This is a genomic window from Maribellus sp. YY47, assembly GCF_023111095.1.
In the GTDB taxonomy this organism is placed as follows: Bacteria; Bacteroidota; Bacteroidia; order Bacteroidales; family Prolixibacteraceae; genus Draconibacterium.
Map to the genome: position 1 here is coordinate 37,408 of NZ_JALGYW010000010.1, position 23,300 is coordinate 60,707.

A 23,300-nucleotide genomic window follows, 5' to 3' on the forward strand; every position below is an offset into this window, starting at 1 on the left:
TTCACGTAACGCTTTCTAATCTGCGATTGAGTTGCTAGTCGCAGTAAGCAGTCACAGTTTTCATTTTTTTGTGAAAACGAAGGATTACGAAGTGTATTACAATTTAACAATACTACAATTTCTCGGTTTAACAATAGCTTGTAGTTGCTTTTAAAACATCTGCATTTTGTGCAAACGTGTATAGCGGCCATCAAGTTTAATCAAATCTTCGTGCGTTCCCTGTTCCACAATCTTTCCTTCGTGCAACACACAAATCAGGTTGGCATTTTTTATGGTCGAAAGCCGGTGTGCAATCACCAGTGAAGTTCGGTTCTTCATCAGGTTTTCCAAGGCCTCCTGAACCAGCTTTTCCGATTCTGTATCCAACGCTGAAGTTGCTTCATCAAGGATTAAAATCGGTGGATTACGCAAAATGGCGCGTGCAATCGATAAACGTTGCTTTTGTCCACCCGACAGTTTGTCGCCGCGATCGCCGATGCGGGTATCGTATCCATTTTCAGAAGCCATGATAAAATCGTGGGCATTGGCAATTCTGGCTGCTTTTTCCACTTCTTCTTTCGTGGCGTTCTCCACTCCAAAAGCGATGTTGTTAAAAATGGTATCGTTGAATAAAATCGGTTCCTGGTTAACATTTCCGATCAGGTTACGCAGCGATTTCAGTTTCAGATCGCGAATGTCGGTGCCGTCAATTTCAAGACTACCTTCTGAAATATCCCAGAAACGCGGCAAAAGGTCGACCATGGTTGTTTTACCGCTTCCGGAAGAGCCCACCAGTGCAACTGTTTTTCCTTTTTCAATTTCCAACGAAACATTCGAAAGTACCTCCGCCTTGTCGTAAGAGAAACTTACATTTTTATAAGCGATTTTATTTTCAAACGAAACGATCTCTTTCGCGTAGGGTTTGTCTTTTATGGTTACTTCTGCTGCCAGAACATGATCGATGCGGTGCATGGAAGCCAGTCCTTTTTCAACGCTGTAAAGGGCAGTTGAAAATGCTTTAGCAGGATTAATAATTCCGTAGAAAAAGACCAGATAAACAATGAACTCGGAAGCAGAAAGCGAAGATATTCCACCGCCAAGAATGATGTTTCCTCCGTACCATAATACGATCACAATAACAATTGTTCCTAAAAATTCACTAGCCGGATGTGCAAGATAACGTCTCCACATCAGTTTGTTCATGATCAGCCTGTAGTTGTGGTTTTCGTTGTCAAAACGCCGGGTTGCTTTTTCTTCGGCATTAAACGATTTTATGATACGTAGTCCTGAAAGGTCTTCTTCAATAATCGATAAAATTTCTCCCAGTTTGTCCTGCCCTTTGGTAGAAACACGTTTAAGGCTGCGCCCGATTCTTCCGATAATCAGCCCGGTAACCGGCAGCATAATAAAAACGAACAAGGTTAGCGACCAACTCATATAAATCATTACTCCCAAATACACTGCGATCAGAATCGGGTTTTTGATCATCATTTCCAGCGAGTTGGCAATCGAATTCTCTACTTCCTGCACATCGCTGGTGATTCGCGCCATAATATCGCCCTTGCGCTCATCTGAGAAATAGCCCAAAGGAAGACCAATGATTTTTTGATAAATAAGCGAACGGATGTCATAAACAATTCCATTACGGAGGGCAATTAGTACAAAACTAGCCAGATATGTAAATCCAACTTTTAGTAAAGTAGCACTTACCAAAAATACACCAATAAGAATTAGGGTATGCTGCGGACCATGTTCAGCAATGAATTGGCTGATATAATAAAAGAAATTTTGTTTGATTGAATCGAGGGATAATACCAGTTCTGTCTTTTCGATCACCACATTTTCAGTTTGAGTTTGAAAAAGAATTTCCAATGTGGGTTGAAGCATAGCGAACGCGAAAGCCCCAAATATGGCTCCCAGAATATTGTAGATGATGTTCATAACGACTTTCCACTTGTAGGGCGGAATAAATCGTTTCATCAATTGCATGAATTCCTTCATAGAATAATCTTACATCAGAAGCCGGACGTCCGAAGTTCTGATTCTTTATGGTTTGAATTAAAAAATTCCTGTATAATTCTGAGGAGTAATCGCCTTAAGTTCTTCTCTTACAGATTCACTAACGTTCAGTGTTTCAATAAAATTATGAATAGCCTCTTTGTTGATCACTTCGTTTCTGCGTGTCAGGTCTTTCAGCGCTTCATAGGGATTGGGGAAAAACTCGCGGCGCAAAATGGTCTGAATGGCTTCAGCCACTACTGCCCAGTTGTCTTCCAAATCTTTTTGAATGGCTGTTTCGTTCAGCAGCAACTTGTTCAATCCTTTTAACGTTGATTTGATGGCAATAATGGTATGACCAAACGGAACGCCAATAAAACGTGTCACTGTTGAATCGGTCAGGTCGCGCTGCAAACGCGAAACCGGAAGTTTTTGCGCCAGTTGTTCAAAACCGGCGTTGGCAATGCCAATGTTACCTTCCGAGTTTTCAAAATCGATCGGATTCACCTTGTGTGGCATGGTTGACGAACCCACTTCTCCCTTTTTGATTTTTTGTTTGAAGTAGTTCATCGAAACGTACGACCAGATGTCACGATCCAAATCAAGGATAATGTTGTTAATGCGCTTCAAGGCATCAAAAATTGCGCTGTGGTTATCGTAATGCGAAATTTGCGTAGTGTATTGCGAACGGTGCAATCCCAGTTTTTCCTTTAAAAAATTATTGGCGAATTCTTCCCAGTTAATATCGGGATAAGCCACATAATGTGCATTGAAATTGCCGGTGGCACCACCAAATTTTGCATCGATGGCAATCGATTTCAGATGTACCAATTGCACCATGATCCGTTCAATGAAAACCTTGAATTCTTTTCCAACTTTGGTTGGAGAAGCCGGTTGACCGTGTGTTTTGGCCAGCATTGGAATATCTTTCCAGTCGTTAGCCAAGGTCAGCAGTTTCTCAATCAACTGTTGCAAAAGCGGGTAATATTCTTCTTCCAGTGCATCCTGAATGGATTTCGGAAGCGCCGTGTTGTTGGCATCCTGCGAAGTCAGTGCAAAATGGATAAACTCCTTGTATTTGCCCAAATCAAGCTTATCGAATTCTTCTTTGATGAAATACTCAACTGCCTTAACATCGTGGTTGGTAACGCTTTCAATCGACTTGATTCGCAGTGCATCTTCCAGCGAGAAGTTTTTGTGTAATTCGCGCAACTGCTCCAGTTTTTCAGCAGGAATTTCAGCCAGCTGAGGAAGTGGCAGTTCGCACAGGGCGATGAAATATTCAATTTCGGTTAATAAGCGGTATTTGATCAGGGCAAACTCACTGAAATATTTATTCAACCCTTCAACTTTATCTCTGTATCTCCCGTCAACCGGGGAAATGGCTGTTAATGCAGATAATTCCATTTTATTTTGAATGATTAGGTCGCAAATTTAACAATTTCGGGCAAGTTCGTATGGTGATGGCCGAAGGATTTAACATTCTCTGCCACTGATAAATCCAATTCCACCATAATTCACGGTTCATAATGAATGTTTTTTTGAAACGCATTGAGCTGTGTCGGATTTTATTAACCCGATCATTATTCCCGAATCGGCGATAATTTCTAACTTCGTAGAAAGGATATAGAATGCCTGTCTTTTGGGGTATTTTAACTGAAAGTGGGCGGATGATCTGAATCATTAACATTTCATAAAAATGAAACGATACGGGCTGATATTTCTTCTTTTGCTGTCGATTGTGGTGTTTGCACAGGAAACTCCCAAAAAACTGGTGTATAAACTGAACATCAAACAGGATATTTCGCCGGGAACACGTCGGCAGGTAGCACAGGCTTTTGATGCAGCCGATTCGCTCAAGGCCGACATCTTTTTGATTCATATGAATACTTACGGCGGAACGGTGGTTGATGCCGATTCCATCCGAACGATGATACTGCAGAGTAAAATTCCGGTGTATGTTTTTATTGATAATAATGCGGCTTCGGCAGGAGCGCTTATTTCCATTGCCTGCGACGGAATTTATATGCGGCCGGGGGGAAGCATTGGGGCAGCCACGGTGGTCAATCAAACCGGTGCTGCCATGCCCGACAAGTACCAAAGTTACATGCGATCGACCATGCGATCGACAGCTGAAGCACATGGAAAAGATACAGTGATAACGGCCAACAACGATACGATTGTAAAATGGTTTCGCGATCCGAAAATTGCAGAAGCAATGGTGGATGAGCGTATTTATATAGAAGGGATTTCGGATACGGGGAAAGTGCTCACATTTACTCCGATGGAGGCGATGGAGAATGGTTATTGCGAAGGAATTGCTGAAAGCGTTGAGGAAGTGCTGCATCAGGTGGGCGTAGAAGAGTATACGCTGGTCGAGTACGAACCGTCGTGGATCGAAAAAATTATTGGTTTCCTGGTTCATCCAATGATTTCCGGTTTGTTGATCATGGCAATCATCGGAGGTATTTATTTCGAGATGCAAACCCCGGGTATCGGATTTCCGTTGGGAATTGCGGTGCTGGCTGCGGTATTGTATTTTGCTCCGCTTTACCTCGAAGGATTGGCTGCCAACTGGGAAATTGTAGTTTTTATCGTCGGGGTGATTCTGATCGCGATCGAGATTTTTGCCATTCCGGGCTTTGGTGTAACCGGTGCTTTGGGCATCTTGCTGGTGTTCGCCGGGCTGGTGCTTAGTTTGATCGACAACATTCACTTCGATTTTGAAGGTGTGGAAATACGCAGGGTAGGAGTGGCTATTACTACTGTTGTCCTTGGAGTTTTTGGCGGATTTCTGATTTCATTGTATTTCGGTAGAAAAGTGTTTACTGCAGAAAAGGGGATGTTTAAAAATTTCGCACTGAACACGGTTCAGCATACCAACGAAGGCTATATCAGTATAGAACCTGCGATGCTCGCCTTAAAAGGGAAGTCGGGAACGGCGCAAACAGTACTTCGCCCCGGCGGTAAAGTTTTAGTTGATGCTGAAGTTTACGATGCAGTGGCCGAAACCGGTTTTATCGATCGCGGAGAAAAAGTGGTGGTTACCCGTGTGGAAGCCACACAGGTTTATGTGGAGAGAGCGGAGAACAGCTAAAGCCATTCCATTCAATATAAGCGTTGTTGGATTTGGCTGATTCATCAAAATGCTGATAGTTATTTCTATAATTATATAATACCCTTTGCTGTTTCTGTATGTAATTTTGAACCCTGTCAAACAACATGACACCTGTGTTGTTTAATTGAATGTTATGATGGAGTATATTGAAAATTACATTAAGGAGTTGTGGTTTTTGGTGCAGGAAATGGCACCATGGCTGCTGTTGGGATTAATTTTTGCCGGTTTGCTGAAAGTATATTTTCCGCAAAAGCATATCGATAAATATTTAGGGAAACGGAATTTCAAGTCGGCGTTAAACGCTGCTTTATTGGGTATTCCAATGCCTTTGTGTTCGTGTGGTGTTATTCCAACCGGAATCTCCTTTTATAAAGACGGCGCTTCGAAAGGGGCTACCAATTCGTTTTTGATTTCAACGCCTCAAACCGGGGTAGATTCAATTTTTGCAACATACTCCATGTTGGGTTGGCCGTTTGCCGTTTTAAGACCACTTGTGGCTTTTGTTACCGGTGTGGTCGGCGGGGTGCTCACCAATGTTTTTGTAAAGGAAAAACCAAAGCCCCAAGTGGCTGCATCACCCTTTGCATCCTTCAAAATAGATACACAGGCAGTTAATGGCGCCGAAACCTGCAATGATGCATCATGCGGTTGTCACGAGGAGAAAGAAGATGATAATCGTCCGTCGTTGGTGCGGGCTGCCGATTATGCTTTTGTTGAATTACTTCAGGATATTGCTAAATGGTTGTTGATCGGTTTTATGCTGGCTGCACTGATTTCAGTGTTGCTTCCCAATGATTTTTTTTCACGTTTTCAAGGCTGGGGGATATTGGAGATTTTGCTGATTCTGGCAGCTTCGGTACCCATTTATATTTGTGCTACCGGATCCATTCCGGTTGCTGCAGTATTGTTAATGAAAGGTGTTTCTCCAGGCGCTGCCCTGGTGTTCCTGATGGCCGGTCCGGCTACCAATGTTGCTACCATGACAGTTCTTGGAAAAACAATGGGGAAACGTTCTCTGGCGGTTTATATGGCTACCATCACAGGCGGCGCTGTTTTGTTCGGATTGCTGACGAACTGGCTGTTTCCCGCAGATTTCATTCTTAGTAAAGTAATGCACATTCATGGCGACGGAGGTGAACATTCGATGTTGCCACAGTGGTTGGAACTGGCTTCGGCTGTTCTTTTGATCGGCTCAATAATCGGTGGTTATTTCTGGCAAAAACTCAGAAAAAAACAAGGAATGAAAGCCATGGAAGGAGTCACCATTCATGTGGAAGGAATGACCTGCTCGCATTGTGAAGCCAGTGTAAAAAGAAACCTGGAATCAATCAGGGGGATCAAATCGGTAATGGCAGATAATAGTCACAACACAGTGAAGATATTGGGCTCCGGATACAAAATGGATAAAGTAAAGGAAACAATTGAACAGCTGGGTTACAAATATATTGGTTAATTTAGTAGGGTAATCACAACTGCTACCGATGAAAATATGTTTTGTACCTGTTTTATTTCTGCTGTTTTTGGCTTCCTGTAATCAAGGGAAGAAAGCCGAAAAGGAAGAAAAATCAATAGAATATACGCAACAAATCCCCGAAGGTGCGAGGCCGATGTTTGATGGAAAATCATTGGATGGATGGCAGGTAACCAATTTTGGAACGCAAGGCCCCGTGAAAGTTTCCGAGGGGAAAATTGTAATAAATATGGGCGATGGTTGCAGCGGAGTGAACTGGTTAAAGGATTTTCCTGCGATAAATTATGAGCTCGGTCTCGAAGCCAGGAAAACTTCCGGTAACGATTTCTTTTGCGGATTGACTTTCCCGGTTAACGAACAGTTTTGTTCGCTGATTGTTGGCGGATGGGGCGGTCCGGTTGTCGGATTGAGTACCATCGACGGTGCTGATGCTTCGGATAATGAAACCAAAGTATTGCGAAAATTTGAACCGGGTGTTTGGTATAAAATCAACCTGCAGGTAAACGATTCAACGATTGTGGCTACTATAGACGGGGAAACCGTTGTAGATTTTCACTACAAAGATCATAAGTTGGGAATTCGTCCTGAAGTTTCACTTTCGAGGCCGTTTGGCATTTGTACCTGGATGACCACCGCCGAAATTCGAAATATCTGGTACAAAAGGTGGTCCCTGAAATAACAACTTTTTATAAACTTCTTTATTTGTTATTCTCTATTTCTTATTTTCCTGCTTTTCCAAAACCTCGCTGGAATCGGTGCGGGGAGAGCTATCGATATGATTTTTCGCATCGTTGTCGCGGACAAAAGGTTATCAAAATGCTTTTTCACTTCATTGTCCGCGAAAACGACCTTGAAGGTTTGTTGTCGAATTATTTTCGGCGGAAATCTGATTCTGCTTTATTCAGATTCTTAGTTGTGTAAAAGGGTAGCTGAACTAAAGAGAAACTGTCTATTTCTTTTTTCTTCGTTTTTGCGGAGGAGCGTTCGCTTCGCGCATCAGTTTTTTCCAGTTGTAATCGGTGTCTGCCGTAAAGTCCAGCGTTTCCTGGTAATCTCCTTTGTCAATCTCGAGAACGGTGATTTCTTTGTCCAGAAATTCTTCGATTTCTTGCAGGATCTCTTTTTCTTCGCTGCTGCAGAACGAAACGGCCTGGCCTTTGTTTTTTCCTCTTCCGGTACGCCCAACGCGGTGCACGTAATTTTCAGGAACTTCAGGCAGGTCATAGTTTACCACAAAATCAACATTCGGAATATCGATACCACGTGCACTCACATCGGTTGCAATCAGTAATCGGGAATGGCCCGACTTAAAGTTGCTCATGGTTGCATTTCTTTCTTTCTGATCTTTATCGCTGTGGATGGTTTCAGACTCTATTTTTACCCGTTCCATTGCCTTTTTCACTCGTTCGGCGCGCACCTTGGTCCGGACAAAAACCAGAATTTTCGCCTCCGGATTTTCGTTGACCAGTCTTTCCAGAAAAGCCCTTTTGTCGTCCATCTCGATAAAGGCAACTTTGTGGTCGATGTTTTTGGCTACCGGGTTTTTGGGCGAAATCTGAATTCTTATCGGATTACTCACCAGCGAATAAGCGAGTTTCTTGATTTTTGGGTTTATGGTGGCTGAGAAAAACAGCGTTTGTCGTTTCTTGGGGAGAAAACGAATCAGGTCATTAATGTCTTTGATAAAGCCCAAATCCAGCATGTGATCGGCTTCATCCAGGATCAGGATATCTGTGTTTTGCAATTTCAAATGCCCCTGGCTCACCAAATCGAAAAGCCGGCCGGGCGTAGCCACAACCACATCGACACCTTTTTGAATTTGACTGATTTGAGGATCCTGTTCCACTCCGCCAATAACCGCAATGGTTTTTACATCCATATTTTCGGCCAGTCCATTAAAAACCGAGCAAATCTGCTCGGCCAGTTCGTGGGTTGGAGCCATTACCAGGCATTTCACTCCCTGCCTGTTTTTGATTTGCTGCAGTTTATGAAGCACAGGAATGACAAAGGCTGCGGTTTTACCGGTACCGGTTTGAGCAATTGCCAGCACATCTTCACCCTTTAAAATAGGAGGGATGGCTTTGTACTGAATGTCGGTTGGCCGGCGTAATCCTTGTTTCTCCAGGTTTTGCTTAATGGCTTGTGCTATTGAATATTCTTCGAACTTCATGATCTGATTTTGCGACAAAGGTAGTTGAATCGTTTATTCAAATGCAAGACTCAATGAATATTCCGGAAATTTGGACCTGGAATTAAAGCGTTGCCCATATTCGGGCCAAAGAATAACCGGGCGCTTTTATGTCAAGATCAAGAAAATAGCCAAAGGGAGTTTGAGCGGTGGTAAAGTCGGCATTTTGAAGCCTTTTCTCAGCCAAATCAAACAATTCTTTGGTGAATTCTATCGATGCTTTTGATTCGGAAAGGTGCGCGAAAGAATGAAGAATTACTTTTTTGCAGTTGTTTTTGCGGGCTGTCCATTTCAAATGATTCACGAGCTTTTTCTCGCGACTCGCCACATCCTTTTCTTCGTCGCTTTCTTCCACCTGGATAAATGCCAGAATAGAATCCGTAAATTCTGCTCCTTCTGTTATTTCTTCAGCTGTCTCCAGATTTTTTATTCGCGGCGAATACGCAAAGCGGTCAACATACATTACAAGTACCTTCATCTTGTTTTTCAGATAAAGATAAAGGAAATAGGCAAACCTGAATTATTCTTCTGCTGCTTTAACCAGCAGTTCCTCGCTCAGCCTGGTGGTCCAGTCGCAAAGTGTGGCAATTTGTTCGTCCGAAAGTTTGGCTTTGGAATGCATCAACAAATACGATTTGAGTGGCATTTTCCGATGTTCACTTTCCTGGCACATTTCTTCCAGTTTGGTAATTTGCGAAAATATATCCATGTTTCCCCATTCCGAAAAGTTCAATTCTTTTTTTCCTTCCCGAATGTGGTCGGCCACCATCCATGATACAGGCGAAATGTTGTGGTACCAACGATAGGTGGTATTGTTCGAATGACAATCGAAACAAGAGTTTTTGAGGAGTCCTGCAACCTCGTCAGGGACAGAATGAAGCATCAGAATATTATTTTCCGACGCTTCACTTGTATTCTTTTCGGGCCGGTAAAATTGTGCAACAATAAAGGTCACAACAAGCACCAGCAGAAAGATTCGAATTGTTTTTCGCATGTTATACCAATTGTTTTTCAAAGTGAGCTCTAAGCGAAACGATGAAATTATAATGGTTAATGCCGATAGACAATTGAAAGGCTTAAGGCGTGTAACGATTTAAGCCTCAATTCAATTGCTAATCGGTATTACTTCGCTTTTACCAAAGTTTTTGTTTCTTTTTTGGCCCAGGTCATCAACACTTTCTTTTCGGCATCGGTTAATGCTTTGTCGGGGTATTTTTCCAAAAACTTTTTAGGCGGCATTTCGTTCTTTTCTAGGGTCTCTGAGATTTCTTTGTAGGTGCTGATCATTTTCACTTTGCTCAACGCGTCGAGTTTTTTGAAATCGAGTTCCTTCTTCGCATCCTCGTTTCTCGAATCGGTGTTGTGGCAGCCGATACATGATTTATCAACGATTGCTTTTACTTCGTCGGGCATGGGGCCGAAAGGTTGAACGGGATTTTTTTCAGTTTCAGTGGCAAATAACGCCAGGCTGAAAAGGATTGCAAGCAGGGTTAAACCGGTTTTTGTTCTCATAAATGTAATTTTAAGTTTAATTTACAGTTTGATTACTATAACACAAGTGAAGTTGATTTTGTTGAAAATCAGATGAAGTCAAATTTCACGCAAGATTTTTATGTATTTTTCAGGCGAAAACAAATATTTGGTGATTTTGAAAAGAGCAATTTTTTTAGCCGGGGCTATCATAGGTCTGTTGGTGAATATCCATTTCGCTGCAGCACAGGTTTCTGAAGGCGGCTATCCCTTACAGGTGATTTCGGTCAAAAGTGTTGGAGCGGAAGCGGTGAAAATGCCGGAAGTAAAACAAAGCATGATCGATTCGTTGACGGCGGAAAATAGCTCAAATGAAAGAAATCTAAAAGCTTTTCGCTTTGCCTATAAATTTAACGTTGACTTCAGTCCTGCCAACTCCGGTCAATGGTATTCGACCAATAGCGGTTTTAATGTTTGGAAACTTACGATTCAATCGGCAGGAGCGCAGTCCTTAAATCTGATCTTTCATAATTTTCAGTTGCCGGAAGGGGCAAGGTTGTTTTTATACAACGAGCAGGAGGAACATTACCTTGGGGCGTACACGGCTAAAAACAATAAGGTATCGCAGAAATTTGCGGTTTCACCGGTGGCCGGAGACGAGGTTACCGTGCAATACGAAGTGCCTAAAAAACTGGGTACTCCCAGCTGTTTTGAAATTGCCAGTGTGAACCACGATTTTGTCGGGATACTGAAATCAGAACGCCGGCCATTGGGACTAGCGGGTTCCTGCAATGTGGACGTAAACTGCGATGTTGCCGGAAAGTATGGTGAGCTGAAAAACGCTGTTTGCCGCCTGATTGTGGACGGTGACGAAATATGCAGCGGTACCTTGGTCAACAATACTGCCAAAGACGGCAAACCGTATATTATTTCAGCGGCCCACTGTTACGATGCGTGGGAGCTGGCCGAAACCACGGTTTATACGTTTAACTACGAAAGTCCTTATTGTGCACCACTTGACGGAGATCCGGGAAATTCGATTTCGGGAGCGGTAATGAAAGCTCAGAGCGATAGCCTCGATTTTGCACTAACCGAAATGTCGTTGGTTCCGCCGCCTACTTATCGTCCGTATTATGCCGGATGGAACCATACTGATGTATATTCGGATAGTACGGTAAGCATTCATCATCCGCAGGGCGATGTTAAAAAAATTGCGTTTGACGAAAATAAACCAACACCATCGAATTTTACAGTCGATTATATTCCCAATGCTTTTCTGAAAATTGCCACATGGGAAGCCGGAGTGACCGAAAGTGGCTCTTCGGGAGGTGGACTTTTTAACAGGAACGGGCAGCTTATTGGTACGTTAACCGGAGGTGCAGCAACTTGTATTAAGCCCGTAAACGACTATTTTGCAAATTTTTCAGTTTACTGGGACTATTATCCCGATAGCAGTAAACAGGTTAAATGCTGGCTCGATCCCTTGGCTTCAGCCACATCTTCACTCGATGGAGAACAGTTTAATTCGGGAGAAGACCTGTGCGGAGCATTTACCAATCTGAACGACAACGATGAACATGGCAATATTCGAATTACATCGGGTGGCAGTTTTGCCGGTTACTGGGGCGGTACCAATACCGTGGGTATTACCGAAATTGTGGAGAAATTTGATATTCCGGGTAGCGAAAGTTTAAAAGGTGTTTCGCTGGGAGTTGGGAAAATGGTGAAAAAAGCAGGAGGAATCAGCACGGTTGATGTAAAGGTTTACGAAGGAACTGATATGCCGGGGACGGTTCTGTTCAGCAAAACGGTAAACATTACAAGCCTCGCAAAAGATGCGATGAATTACATCGACTTCGGGCAGGACGTTAAGCCGGTCGGGACTTTTTTTGTTGGGATCGATATTCGAAATATTCAGGCACAGGATACCTTGGTGCTTTATCAATCGTTGAGAAATACAGGCGAAGAAAATAACTTTTATTACAAACGATCGGGCGACTGGTATAATTTTGAAACCAACGAGCAGGGCGTGATGACAAGCGTAATGGAACTGATTGCCTGCAACATTGATCAGGTGACCGATACGCCAATTGTGAATGTACCCGCTGACGTGTGGCTGTATCCCAATCCTTCAAATTCGGTGCTGAATGTAGTTTCCGATCAGGAAATAGTAGTCGAAACCATCTCCATTTTCAATGTTATGGGGCAGGAGGTACAGGCGCCCTTGCTAAGTGTTGAAGAAAACCGGGTAAAAATCGATCTCTCAGGGAAAACTCCCGGAACGTATATTATCCGCTTTAATTACAACGATTCGTTTGTTACCCGAAAATTCCTGGTGTTAACGCCTTAGTTTAATCTTTTTTTGTGATTTTATCGATGATATTGGTAACCGGGTCGGGGCCTTTTACCGGTTGCTCCGGTTGCTGTTCAGGAATGGTCGATTTGTTCCCGTCGCGGTAAGCCGTGTAATGCGGCGACATAATTTCCACCCCCGCTTTATTAAATTCATTCAGAATGCTTTTGTACAATTCGGAATAAAAGAAAGCCATTTTTCCCGGTTGCTTGGTATAAACGTTTAATTCATATTCCACATAAAAATCACTCAGGCTTTTTTGCAAAACAAAAGGCTTGAATTCGCGTGTCAGGTTGGGTGTATTTTTCGCGGCTGCCAGCAATAACTTGATCACGGTATCTGACGGAACATCGTAGCCGATGGTAACCGTGGGATGAAGAATAATTCCCAATTTACTGGCATTCTTCGTGAAATTCATCAAATGTGTATTGATGATCGTGGAATTTGGAATGGTCACATCTTCGTTTTTGATGGTGGTCATTCTGGTTACCAGGAGGTTTTTCTCAACGATATCGCCAACGGTTTCACCAATTTTTACCCGGTCGCCGATTTGAAAAGGTCGCATGTAGGTAATTACAATTCCGGCCACAATGTTGGCAATGGCCGATGTTGACCCGAGCGAGAAAAGTACCCCCAGGAAAATGGAAACCCCCTTAAAGGCCGGCGAATCGGAACCCGGAATATAAGGCCAAATAAAAACCAGTGTGAAGGCGATGACAAGAATCCGTACAATATTGTACGTGGGTTTTGCCCAATCCTGATGAAAGCCTTTGAATTTGAGTTTCCCCGTTTCCAGTTCACTTGAAATATAGTAGATTACTCTGAGCAGGTATTTTGAAATAAAAATGATGAGTACAATGAAAACAAGTTTCTTGCTGATAAATTCCCACAAACCCAGCAGAATATCCTTTAGCGGGTCGCTGATAAAAACATAAAAATCGGTAACAATTCCCCGTGTCCAGGGCAGGAAACTGAACATCAGCGGCATGTACAACAGCAGGATAACGATCAGAACAGCGATTTTCGAGATTTTTAATAAGAAGGCAAAAAAACTATCCGGACCTTTGGGAGCCAGGTAGCGCCAGAAACTTTTGTGTTTTTCTTTTATGTCGTTTTGATAGTGCTCTACGTAGCCGGTTAGCCAGCGAAAAAAGCGGTTGGTCAGTTTGTAAATCAGGAACAGGCCTGCAACGGCAAGCAACGTATAAAATATACGGAGTATCCAGAAAACAATGCTTTTTGTCTTTCCAATCTTGACCAGTGCCTCTTTTACCACGGCGAAAGTTTCAGCTGCCAGGTCGTTTCTTTCTTTACCAATGGCAGCCGCATCATCGTCGGTTACACTTAATATGGAAATGTCTTTGTAAATAATAATGGAGTAATTTTCCGAACTAACGATGTGTAAAGAGTCGATACTGATTCTTGGTTCGTCTTCAATCAGCAAGAGCTTTTTGTCGATTGCGGAGGCCCGCTCAACCGGAGAAAAGGGGCCAAGGCTTGTTCTTATTGTGAGAAGGGTGTCTCGGTTAAACACTACATATCCGAAATGTGAAGTGGAAGACATCTGAGGATCTTTCAACTCGGGGCTGTTTGCTGTCTGAGCAAAAACCGACAGGCTTCCGACGGTCAACAGTATGACTAAAAATATTCTTAGCATAAAAATGTTCTTTTTATAAAAATAGGATAGATCGATCTAACCGGAAAGAAAATTATTCAGCTTTCAACCTAATCTTTCAAATTTCTTATACTAACATCAGAGGATTGAAGAGAAATGACGCATATTGTAGAAAAAGATTTACTTTTTCGTTGCTTGCCCCGCAGCTATTTAGTTCTGTCAATTCGTTTTCGTTGGGGGCTTTCGTTTTTTCCTGATTGGTCATTTTTGATGGGTTTAAAGGATAAAATTGTTGAATATCATCCTTAAAACATATGAAACAGCTTGTTGTTCGAAAAACGGATGTTCATTTCAATGTATCGGCCAATAGCTGCTTGAGTTGTTCGATGTCCAATTTCTTGGCAATGATCTTTTTGTCGTGGTCCAAAACATAGACCCCGGGAGTCTTTCTTCCGTCATATAAAATTTTAAATCGGGTGGTTTGATGTTCATCCCACACATTGATCCAGTCGAAAAGATGATGTTCGGTCAGGAATTCGGTCCACTCTTCGCGGTTGTCCATCGAATAAATGGCAAACACCTCCAAACCTTTGTTTTTGTAGCTCTGATAAACTTCGTTGTACAATTCGGGAACAAAAACCTTGCAATGCCCGCAATTGGGTTCATATATGATCAGAATTGTAATTTCGGCATCAATTTGGTGAAGGTCTACATATTCGCCGTCGAAATTCTCCAGTGTCAGGTCGGGTGCAGTCTTCCCAATCAGGTTATCTTTTAGGAAAATTACATTTTCTCTCACCTTATCGAGGGTTGATTCCGATGCCCAGAATGCTTTCCCATTCAGGTAGTAATCATTGGCGAGATCGACAAAAAGCGCGTCCATGCCCAGAATATTGCTATTGATGGCGGCATTTATAAAATAGGATGCTGCATATTGAAAAATACGCGGATTGGATTCTACATTATCCAGAAACTGGTAAACATAGGGTTTAACCGAATCGTACGCCGGGTATAAAACTTTGGTGAACCAGGTTTCCAGTTTAGGTTTGTAGAACGGAGTATAGAGCATCCGTTCGTCGGTATAATCGAAATTATCCCAGTAATGCTCTAACTGATAGCGAAATTTTGCCAGCAATAGTAACGAATCGCTTTGCTGAATCTCTACAGGAAGGGTAGAAGTATCGAGGTGAGGAACCTCGTTGGCGATTAGAAATTTATATAGGAACGATCCCGGAAGTTTGTGGTTGATTTTTTCCCGGTAGGCCCGCATTTCAGCGTTCAAATTCTGTAAGTGTTCCCGAATCTCTTTCTTCCTGTTTTCATCGACTGTTTTGTATTGTTCGTTCAGTTCGCGGCTTTGGGTTTTCATCGTTTCCAGGAAGTTCAGATAGTTCACAAAAGCTTCGCTTTCCTCCGAACCTTTTATTTTCATTTGAGCCGAATTGGTTCCGGCATTGTAGAGATGAAACTGCTGATCGGCTCCCAGCAGAAAATCAAAATGATGTTCGTCGTCGATCAGGATTTTGTAAAGCCCCTGAGTTAATAACGAGTCGCCTTCAAAAATGCCGGCCCCTTTGCTATCGAGCACTGTGGTATCTGCCGCATACAATTTATCAAGGAAATGATACGCCAGCCTGACTTGTTTTCCCGCCTCGTTGGGTAACTCAATTTCAATTTTGTAGTGTTGAGCAAACAAACACTTTGAAAAGAGAAAAAGCAGTAATATCAACAAGACTGAAAAATAGTTTCTCATTCGGAGGTTAAAATTTTGATGAGTTCTTTACTGTTGTATTGATTGGTGAATTTTTCCAGTTTATGTTTGCGCTGTTCCACCATTTCTGCAGTAAATTCCTGTATTGAAAGGTCTCTCAGTGCATTCTGAAACTCACTGGCCGTATAGGCAATTTCACAAAGATCGGCCAGGGCAGTGTGTTTAACCATGGTATTGTTTACCACTACAAATCGCGACGAGAACAGCGAAATCAATAGTTTTAACTTCAATCCCGTATCCTGAAAAGTAGGCAAAACACAACCTTGTGCATTTCTTAGCAGCTCGTACATTTTCTCATCCGACGGGTTGGCGATTAACTCTACATTTTCGAGTTTGTTGGAACGGTTTTCAATGTCTTTCTCAGGGTTTTTCCCGGCGATAATCAGTTTTATATCCAGGTTATTGAAAACTTCATAGAGCAAAAAACGAACTGCTTTTTGGTTTTCTTCCACCGAAAGGTTACCGTGGTAAAGAAAGTACGATCCCCGTCCGGGTTCTACCGTGATGTGGTCAAACGAATGGAAGGCAGGAATACACAACGATTTTCCGTATTTATCAGCAAAGTACTTTTGATCGTCGAATATGATGCTGATAATTTGAGAGGCATGTTTCAGCACTTTTTCGTAGCGTCTCAGTTTACGGCTTTCCATACCGTAATAAATTCGCCTGAAAAAGTCGATGGAAGCATCGGCGAGGCCGCGATAGTAATAATGTTCAATATTGTGCATACGTACTATTTTGCGCCTTCCCTTTAATTTTCGGGAATTCAGATAATAACACGAATGCAGGCCTTCAAACAGAATCGGATAATCGTTGGCGGACAGGTTTTTTAGTAACTGTTTGTTTTTCCGGGTTATTACAATGTACGGGAGCCTGGAAAAAAGAAAGCGAACGCCTTTTTGCCGCTTGTAATAAATTACCTTTTGGCAATATTTTTCGAGTTCGGGTTGTTCACTTTTGTTGTATTTAAAACAGTGTAGGATAATTTGAACACCGTTTGCATGAAGTGCTTTTAACTTGTAAAAGATGTCGATGCTGCCTCCGTAATCTGCCGGATATGGGATATCGAACGCAACAATATTGATACTTATTTCTGCCATCGCGACGCAAAAGTAATCAAAGAAAGATGTATTTCAAAAATACAAACGAGCAGTAAAATCCACAACGAATTTGGACGTTTCGTGAAAAAGAAAAACCGCGGGATTTTTCCGGCGGTTTTTCCATTTCTAAAATATCCTGTTCTATTAATTTGTCAATTTAATTTCTCCGTAACGGCTTCTTACATAAACTTTTCCTCCTTCTCCTGAGCCGACTTTCCCTTTCAGGGTTTGAGAATTGTTTTCCCGAATGCGGTTGCCTTCAAAACTTTCCTGCGGGTAAGAAATTCCACAGTAATCGCAGCTGGCATCGATCGAATAATTGGCCTCGTTAAGTCCCAGCGATATTTGTCCGTAGCTGTTGGTAATATCAATGAATTCAAAATCAGGGCTCACAGTGGCAAGTTTTACGCCGCCATAACCTGCTTCAATTTTTATACTTTTTGAAAGTTCGTCGATACTGATTTGACTGTATTTAGTGACTGCTGTAACGCTTTCCAGTTTTCCGAAGCGGAACTTGTCGTATTTCGATTCGATCTGTATGTCTTTTCCTTCTCCCAGTTCAACGGATGAATATTTCGATTCGAGTTTTAATGAATGTAATGTTTCAATTGTCATCGGGGAGTAGGCTACCAGGGCATTGAGGTTGGTTGCCTCTCCAATACTGGCATTACCGTAAGCCAGATCAACATGTAAACTGCCACCTTCAGGAGTAAGTAGTGCGTTGGCACTAAAGTTCCCGTATTTAATCTGGAAGTCGCCATTGGCTTCGAGCCGGTTAACCGATGTGTTGCCGTATTTATTTTCAATCATCAGGTTTTTATCCGATGGGATATTTACCGTATAATCGATACTAAAGCGTTTCTGGCTTTTAAAGTCATTTTCAATTTTGGTTTCAGCCTTAATGGTTTTTCCGTTTTTTTGAAATTGAACATCGATTAAATCGAGTAACTCATTTGTCTTTTTTTCAGTTGCTGCTTCAACCGTAACTTTAACGTCAATCGTAATCTCGCTTCCTCCGTTGTTATTGATCTTTACTTCACCAAATTTATTGATGATCTGAAGAGTGGCAACTTCCGAAGCGGTCCACGATTTATTGTACTCCTTTGATTTTTCCTCTGCTTTTGCTGTAATTCCGGCCGAAAGAAGACCGGCGAACAGCAGAACTGTCATCCACTTAAAGGTTTTCATAACTTGTATTTTTTTGTTGTTTTACTTCTTCTAATTTGTTCACAATCATGTTGATCACACTTAATTTTACCTGGTAATATTCAAGCATTGCATTGATAACTCTTTCGTCGTTTGGATTGGCGGCTAAATCTTCCTGGAGGTTCTTAAAACGTGTTTCAAAATCGTTGAGTTCGTTTTGCATCAGCCTTTGTTCTTCTTCGGAAACATAGCCTTCGCGGGTTAGTTCATCCCATTGGTTTAGTCCCGAACGGATTGACGTTTGATAGTAGAACTCGGTTTCTTCATATTCCGGTGACAACGAGGCCAGTGTTATATCCGATTTATCTCTTGCGTTTAAGATAAATCCCTGTTGGTCGGGTGAAAAATAGATAAAAGCCTGGTTGGTGATTAATAAGGCAAATACCACCACTGCCGCTGCTTTCCATACCAACGACCAGCTAAATTTATATTTGCTGTGTTGTTGATTCAACCTGGCTTCAAACCTATCGAAGTGCCCATCCATCGGTTCGTTGTCGTTCAACGCCTCCAGGTTCTTTAAAATCAATTCTTCTATGTAATCTTTTTCCTTCATGTCCTTCCTAATTGTATGAGAATACTTCTTTGCCTTTGAGTAAATCGCGCAATTTGTTTTTTGCCCGCAGCAGCTGGGTTCTCGACGACGAGTTTGAAATGCCCAGTATCTGGCTGATTTCCTCGTGATCGTAGCCTTCGATCAGAAATAAACTGAGCACCACCCGGTAGCCGTCAGGCAGACTTTGTATCGTATCGTGTAATACTTTTACATCCACTTCATGAGTGGGCATCTGATAGTCGGCAATTTCGTTGGTACGTTCGTTTACCTCTTCGAACTTTACCTTGTTCTTTTTTAAATAGTCCAATGAACGGTTTACAACAATCTTCTTTAACCAGGCGCCAAAACTAACCTCGCCCTTGTAAGTATCCATTTTTTTGAATGCGCTTAAAAAAGCTTCCTGCATTACATCTTCCGCCTCTACAACATCGTTTACGATCCGCAGGCTCACACTGAACATGGCTTTGTAATAAAGCTTGTACAACCTGAACTGTGCCTTTTGATCGCCGTTGCGGCACTGGTCGATGAGTTCCTGATGGATGTTTTTATAAAGCGTATTCACACTCTTGTTTTTCTGATTCAATGACGAAAGCAAAAATGCAATGTTGCATCTGTTACGAAATTATTTTTCTATTTTGAATATTTGGGGTGAACAGGTGTTGGAAAAACAGTGCGACAAGCTGTCGGGAAACATTAAATATAACGTTTTGCTTCAGGAATTGAACTTGTTTCATATCAAGTATAACCCGGTACGACCCATTGAATGCTTGTTAAGTCGCCTTGTTCTGCCGACAAATGCTTACGGAGGTAATCGGATACGAGTTAATTTTATAGTGAATTGTAAAATTCGACCAGCAATTTTAGTTCATCCGCTTTATCCGGTCTTATTTTATTCTTTTTGATAAAGTCTTCAATTTGAGCTTGGTGGTCGGGGAATGCACCGATTAAGTCTTTTTTATTCCCAACGCTTTGAGCGTTTCCCGAGTCTATCCTAATGTAAAAAGAATCGTTTCCGCGCAGAAATTTCGCAGGTTCTGCTTCCTTGTAAGCCCCGGCTTTGGTGGGTTTCCTGTAGCTAATTTCTGGTTTGGCATATAAACTTATTTTGCCTTTGGATAGGGCCAACAAATATCCGGTTTTTACTTTTTTTACGGCTATGTAAGGAATGTATTCCAACGTATAGTCTCCAAACTCAACTTTTTCGATGGTTTCTGATACTGCAATGGCTAAAATTTTATTATCGGGAGTTTTAAATTCAACATCGCCGTTAAAAACGTTGTATCGCAGAGGTATGTCTTTGAATTGATATTTATTGGTGGTATAAACAGTTCCGGTTATAAATTCGTCGTTTAAATACGGAGAGCCTTCAATGTCTTCTTCAGTAATAATGGTATGCGCAGATTTATTGATTTTCATCATATCCATTAGTGAACTGATTTGATATTCTGATTGCGCATACGTTTTTCCAGCAATTAATAACAGTGTGAAAATAATTAGCTTTTTCATTGGTCGGTTGTTTTATGGTGTAACACGAATTGTTCTATTCATTGAAGAACACCAAAGTACAAAAAAAGAAAGTTCGAAATTGAAATGGAGTAAAATGAAGGCATAAAAAAAAGCAAGCCTTTTGAGCTTGCTTTTTGGCATATTGCATTTTTAAATGTTATCCGTCGTTCATTGAGGCGAGGAATTCTTCCATACTGGCAGCACGCATCAAACGTGTTTTCATGAATTCCATTGCTTCCAGCGAGTTCATATCGCCCAGGTAGTTGCGCAAAATCCAAAGTTTGTTGAGAACATCCGGAGAAAATAAAAGGTCTTCGCGGCGTGTACTTGAACTTGGAATATCCACCGAAGGGAAAATACGCTTGTTCGATAATTTTCGGTCGAGCTGAAGTTCCATGTTACCGGTACCTTTAAATTCTTCGAAGATCACTTCGTCCATTTTCGAACCGGTTTCGGTAAGCGCTGTGGCCAAAATGGTAAGTGAACCACCTTCTTCGATGTTACGGGCAGCTCCAAAGAAGCGTTTGGGTTTGTGAAGTGCGTTGGCATCCACACCACCCGATAATACTTTACCTGATGCCGGCTGAACAGTGTTGTATGCACGGGCCAAACGGGTAATGGAATCCAGCAGGATAACTACATCGTGACCGCACTCAACCAATCGTTTAGCTTTCTCCAATACAATGTTGGCTACTTTTACGTGTTTCTCTGCCGGCTCATCAAAGGTCGAAGAAATGACTTCGGCATTTACACTGCGGGCCATATCAGTAACCTCTTCCGGACGCTCGTCGATCAGCAGAACGATCATGTATACTTCCGGATGGTTGGCTGCAATGGCATTGGCTATTTCTTTTAATAATACGGTTTTACCGGTTTTGGGTTGGGCTACAATCAATCCACGTTGTCCTTTCCCAATCGGAGCAAACATATCAACCACACGTGTAGAAATGTTGTCGTGCCCGTTTCCGGTCAGCTGAAATTTAGCATCCGGGAAAAGTGGAGTTAAGTGATCAAAAGGAATACGGTCACGGACATAATCCGGACTGCGGCCGTTGATCTCCAGTACTTTGATTAGCGGGAAATATTTTTCACCTTCTTTGGGTGGTCGAACGGTACCTGTAACTGTATCACCGGTCTTTAATCCAAACAATTTGATCTGAGACTGTGAAACATAAATATCATCCGGCGAATTCAGGTAATTATAATCCGACGAACGAAGGAACCCGTAACCATCCTGTAAAATTTCCAAAACCCCAATATTGGTTATAATTCCTTCAAACTCAAATTGCTTTTGTTTTTGACGATTGTTCTGATATTGATTCTGGGTGGGCTGCTGATTGTCCTGCTTTTGCTGCTTGGGTCTGTTGTCGTTTCTGGGAGGCTCTTGCCTTTGCTCATTGTCTTTTCGAACAGGTGGGGTTGCCTGTTGCATTTTGGGCTGTTGTATTTCTTCCTTTTGCTGAGGTTTCGGTTGTTGTTCCTGAGGCTCAGCTTTTGGAGCTTCTGATTTTACAACCTCATGTTTAACGGGAGCGACTTGTTCTACCGGTTTCTGAGCAGGTGCAACCGATTCTTTTTCTTTATTAAATCCTTTAATAATGGCTTTTATTTGTTCCTGACGCGAAGAATTGTCCGAATCGGCTTGTTGTTTCATCGGTTCTGTTTTCTTCTGATCCCCTTTCTTTTTAGGGCCCGATCCAACTTTTTCGCGTTTTACGGTTTCTATTCTTTGACGAGGACGTTTTCCTCTGCGGTCGTCTTCCTGGCTTGGTTCGGCTGGAGCCGGGGATTTTTTAAGAAAGCTACTCAATAAGCCTCCTTTTTGTTCTTTTGGAGCAGGTTTGCTTTTCTTGTCTGCTTCCATTATCGCTTGAGTGTCAAGGATTTTGTAGATCAAATCTTGTTTCTTGAAAGACTCAACACGTTTAATGTCTAATTCTTTAGCTATCTCCTTCAGCTCAGGCAGAAGCTTGTTATTCAATTCTAAAATATCGTACATAGATTGTGCTTAATTCGTTTTCCCGATTAATAATTGTCTTGATAAAACTATTGGAACAATATACGAGGGGAGTGATTTCACCTGAAATCGTGTGCAATTATAAAGAATTACTGTTTACAAAACAAAATTCTATAACGCTTTTTTCAATTTTCCCCTTAATTCAAAAGTTTTTTAGTGTTTTCGTAAAGTAGGACCTTTATAATTACCTTTCTTCTAGTAATTTATTGAATAAATTTTAATGTATTATGCTATACGTTTGAACACCGTAAAAGGTTCATTTAAATATGCTGATCTGTTCCTTGCTATTTTTTTAACGCAGCTTGTTTCCAATTATTTTTTTTGACAACTATTTTTTGCCAACCACCCGGATTACCGATGCCCTGCCTTGATGAAAAGGACCTTCGTTTAAGTTTATATCTGTTTCTTCGATGGTTATAGAGGAAAAAGTACGAAAGTCGTTCTTCATTTCTTCTTTTGAAAAAAGCATTTCTTCATTTTTGGGGCCACCCGAATTTAGGTTAATTTGCTCTTTCCTAAAGCCTTCCAGAATAAGCGTTCCTCCCGGTTTTAAAAAGCTCGTCAGGAGTTTATGATTTCTTTCCCGGTCTTTCAGATGCATATGCGCATAAATCAAAACGATGCAATCAAAACTTTCGGGCTCAAATAAAACTTCATCGTAACTTTCAACACGATAATTGATTTGAACATTATTTTTTTTTGCCAGCAGTATCGCTTTTTCTTTTGCTTCGCGACTGCTGTCAAAAGCGTCTACCTTCCAGCCTAATGTTGCAGCATAAACTGCGTTTCGGCCTTCTCCTTCGGCGGCAAATAAAATTGTACCGGGAGCCAATTTCGATATTTCCTGTTGATAAAACTCATTGGGCTTTTCGCCGTATGCATATTCTTCCGAACTGTATCGTTCGTCCCAAAAATTACTCATGTTTTCTGAATTGTTTTACTTAGAACATTTAGC

Annotated in this window: 19 protein-coding genes; 4 read left to right on the forward strand and 15 right to left on the reverse strand. The window is 41.8% G+C overall.

Going from position 1 to position 23,300, the window contains the following annotated elements:
* Positions 1–150: 150 nt before the first annotated feature.
* A complete protein-coding gene (locus MR764_RS09845) occupies positions 151–1,959 on the reverse strand; it encodes an ABC transporter ATP-binding protein (protein WP_247979244.1) in 1,809 nt (602 codons plus the stop codon).
* Positions 1,960–2,037: 78 nt separating this feature from the next.
* Positions 2,038–3,384 carry an adenylosuccinate lyase gene (purB, locus tag MR764_RS09850; protein ID WP_247979245.1) on the reverse strand — a complete coding sequence of 449 codons (1,347 nt, stop codon included), beginning with the start codon at positions 3,382–3,384 and terminating at the stop codon, positions 2,038–2,040.
* A 292-nt stretch (positions 3,385–3,676) separates the two neighbouring features.
* On the opposite strand from purB, the gene MR764_RS09855 reads away from it, so the two are divergent.
* The 3 genes from MR764_RS09855 (at position 3,677) to MR764_RS09865 (ending at position 7,245) form a co-directional block, all read left to right on the forward strand.
* Positions 3,677–5,074, forward strand: coding sequence for an NfeD family protein (locus MR764_RS09855; RefSeq protein WP_247979246.1), 1,398 nt, complete (start codon positions 3,677–3,679; stop codon positions 5,072–5,074).
* 154 nt (positions 5,075–5,228) lie between these two features.
* On the forward strand, positions 5,229–6,548 hold the full coding sequence (locus MR764_RS09860) for an SO_0444 family Cu/Zn efflux transporter (protein WP_247979247.1): 1,320 nt from the start codon (positions 5,229–5,231) through the stop codon (positions 6,546–6,548).
* A 28-nt stretch (positions 6,549–6,576) separates the two neighbouring features.
* On the forward strand, positions 6,577–7,245 hold the full coding sequence (locus MR764_RS09865; RefSeq protein ID WP_247979248.1) for a DUF1080 domain-containing protein: 669 nt from the start codon (positions 6,577–6,579) through the stop codon (positions 7,243–7,245).
* 270 nt (positions 7,246–7,515) lie between these two features.
* Here MR764_RS09865 and MR764_RS09870 read toward each other — a convergent pair whose 3' ends face one another.
* From MR764_RS09870 to MR764_RS09885, 4 genes are all read right to left on the reverse strand, one after another.
* A complete protein-coding gene (locus MR764_RS09870; protein WP_247979249.1) occupies positions 7,516–8,736 on the reverse strand; it encodes a DEAD/DEAH box helicase in 1,221 nt (406 codons plus the stop codon).
* A gap of 82 nt (positions 8,737–8,818) precedes the next feature.
* Positions 8,819–9,232: a threonyl-tRNA synthetase editing domain-containing protein gene (locus MR764_RS09875; RefSeq protein ID WP_247979250.1), complete on the reverse strand. Its 414-nt coding sequence runs from the start codon at positions 9,230–9,232 to the stop codon at positions 8,819–8,821.
* 42 nt (positions 9,233–9,274) lie between these two features.
* Positions 9,275–9,748 (reverse strand): heme-binding domain-containing protein, encoded by a 474-nt coding sequence (locus MR764_RS09880; protein ID WP_247979251.1) that lies wholly within the window; start codon positions 9,746–9,748, stop codon positions 9,275–9,277.
* Between the two features lie 128 nt (positions 9,749–9,876).
* The gene (locus MR764_RS09885; protein ID WP_247979252.1) at positions 9,877–10,266 is read right to left on the reverse strand and encodes a heme-binding domain-containing protein; all 390 of its coding nucleotides are present in this window, start codon (positions 10,264–10,266) and stop codon (positions 9,877–9,879) included.
* Between the two features lie 136 nt (positions 10,267–10,402).
* Between MR764_RS09885 and MR764_RS09890 the strand changes: the two genes are divergently transcribed.
* A complete protein-coding gene (locus tag MR764_RS09890) occupies positions 10,403–12,574 on the forward strand; it encodes a T9SS type A sorting domain-containing protein (protein WP_247979253.1) in 2,172 nt (723 codons plus the stop codon).
* 1 nt (position 12,575) lies between these two features.
* Here MR764_RS09890 and MR764_RS09895 read toward each other — a convergent pair whose 3' ends face one another.
* From MR764_RS09895 to MR764_RS09935, 9 genes are all read right to left on the reverse strand, one after another.
* Positions 12,576–14,234, reverse strand: a complete 1,659-nt coding sequence (locus MR764_RS09895) for a mechanosensitive ion channel domain-containing protein (protein WP_247979254.1) — start codon at positions 14,232–14,234, stop codon at positions 12,576–12,578.
* Positions 14,235–14,538: 304 nt separating this feature from the next.
* Positions 14,539–15,945 (reverse strand): redoxin domain-containing protein, encoded by a 1,407-nt coding sequence (locus tag MR764_RS09900; protein ID WP_247979255.1) that lies wholly within the window; start codon positions 15,943–15,945, stop codon positions 14,539–14,541.
* Entirely contained in the window at positions 15,942–17,063 is a 1,122-nt protein-coding gene (locus tag MR764_RS09905; RefSeq protein WP_247979256.1) for a glycosyltransferase, read from the reverse strand. Before MR764_RS09905 ends, MR764_RS09900 begins: the two co-directional genes overlap by 4 nt.
* A 144-nt stretch (positions 17,064–17,207) precedes the next feature.
* Entirely contained in the window at positions 17,208–18,251 is a 1,044-nt protein-coding gene (locus tag MR764_RS09910; RefSeq protein WP_247979257.1) for a hypothetical protein, read from the reverse strand.
* Positions 18,238–18,822: a hypothetical protein gene (locus MR764_RS09915; protein WP_247979258.1), complete on the reverse strand. Its 585-nt coding sequence runs from the start codon at positions 18,820–18,822 to the stop codon at positions 18,238–18,240. Before MR764_RS09915 ends, MR764_RS09910 begins: the two co-directional genes overlap by 14 nt.
* A 7-nt stretch (positions 18,823–18,829) precedes the next feature.
* A complete protein-coding gene (locus MR764_RS09920; RefSeq protein WP_247979259.1) occupies positions 18,830–19,384 on the reverse strand; it encodes a sigma-70 family RNA polymerase sigma factor in 555 nt (184 codons plus the stop codon).
* A 266-nt stretch (positions 19,385–19,650) separates the two neighbouring features.
* Positions 19,651–20,328 carry a hypothetical protein gene (locus tag MR764_RS09925; RefSeq protein WP_247979260.1) on the reverse strand — a complete coding sequence of 226 codons (678 nt, stop codon included), beginning with the start codon at positions 20,326–20,328 and terminating at the stop codon, positions 19,651–19,653.
* A gap of 157 nt (positions 20,329–20,485) precedes the next feature.
* Entirely contained in the window at positions 20,486–22,327 is a 1,842-nt protein-coding gene (gene rho / locus MR764_RS09930) for a transcription termination factor Rho (RefSeq protein ID WP_247979261.1), read from the reverse strand.
* Between the two features lie 346 nt (positions 22,328–22,673).
* On the reverse strand, positions 22,674–23,267 hold the full coding sequence (locus MR764_RS09935) for a class I SAM-dependent methyltransferase (protein ID WP_247979262.1): 594 nt from the start codon (positions 23,265–23,267) through the stop codon (positions 22,674–22,676).
* Between the last annotated feature and the right edge of the window lie 33 nt (positions 23,268–23,300).

Coding starts and splice junctions, on each gene's coding strand:
- MR764_RS09845 (WP_247979244.1), bottom strand. CDS start 1,959: ATGAAACGATTTATTCCGCCCTACAAGTGGAAAGTCGTTATGAACATC.
- purB (WP_247979245.1), bottom strand. CDS start 3,384: ATGGAATTATCTGCATTAACAGCCATTTCCCCGGTTGACGGGAGATAC.
- MR764_RS09855 (WP_247979246.1), top strand. CDS start 3,677: ATGAAACGATACGGGCTGATATTTCTTCTTTTGCTGTCGATTGTGGTG.
- MR764_RS09860 (WP_247979247.1), top strand. CDS start 5,229: ATGATGGAGTATATTGAAAATTACATTAAGGAGTTGTGGTTTTTGGTG.
- MR764_RS09865 (WP_247979248.1), top strand. CDS start 6,577: ATGAAAATATGTTTTGTACCTGTTTTATTTCTGCTGTTTTTGGCTTCC.
- MR764_RS09870 (WP_247979249.1), bottom strand. CDS start 8,736: ATGAAGTTCGAAGAATATTCAATAGCACAAGCCATTAAGCAAAACCTG.
- MR764_RS09875 (WP_247979250.1), bottom strand. CDS start 9,232: ATGAAGGTACTTGTAATGTATGTTGACCGCTTTGCGTATTCGCCGCGA.
- MR764_RS09880 (WP_247979251.1), bottom strand. CDS start 9,748: ATGCGAAAAACAATTCGAATCTTTCTGCTGGTGCTTGTTGTGACCTTT.
- MR764_RS09885 (WP_247979252.1), bottom strand. CDS start 10,266: ATGAGAACAAAAACCGGTTTAACCCTGCTTGCAATCCTTTTCAGCCTG.
- MR764_RS09895 (WP_247979254.1), bottom strand. CDS start 14,234: ATGCTAAGAATATTTTTAGTCATACTGTTGACCGTCGGAAGCCTGTCG.
- MR764_RS09900 (WP_247979255.1), bottom strand. CDS start 15,945: ATGAGAAACTATTTTTCAGTCTTGTTGATATTACTGCTTTTTCTCTTT.
- MR764_RS09905 (WP_247979256.1), bottom strand. CDS start 17,063: ATGGCAGAAATAAGTATCAATATTGTTGCGTTCGATATCCCATATCCG.
- MR764_RS09910 (WP_247979257.1), bottom strand. CDS start 18,251: ATGAAAACCTTTAAGTGGATGACAGTTCTGCTGTTCGCCGGTCTTCTT.
- MR764_RS09915 (WP_247979258.1), bottom strand. CDS start 18,822: ATGAAGGAAAAAGATTACATAGAAGAATTGATTTTAAAGAACCTGGAG.
- MR764_RS09925 (WP_247979260.1), bottom strand. CDS start 20,328: ATGAAAAAGCTAATTATTTTCACACTGTTATTAATTGCTGGAAAAACG.
- rho (WP_247979261.1), bottom strand. CDS start 22,327: ATGTACGATATTTTAGAATTGAATAACAAGCTTCTGCCTGAGCTGAAG.
- MR764_RS09935 (WP_247979262.1), bottom strand. CDS start 23,267: ATGAGTAATTTTTGGGACGAACGATACAGTTCGGAAGAATATGCATAC.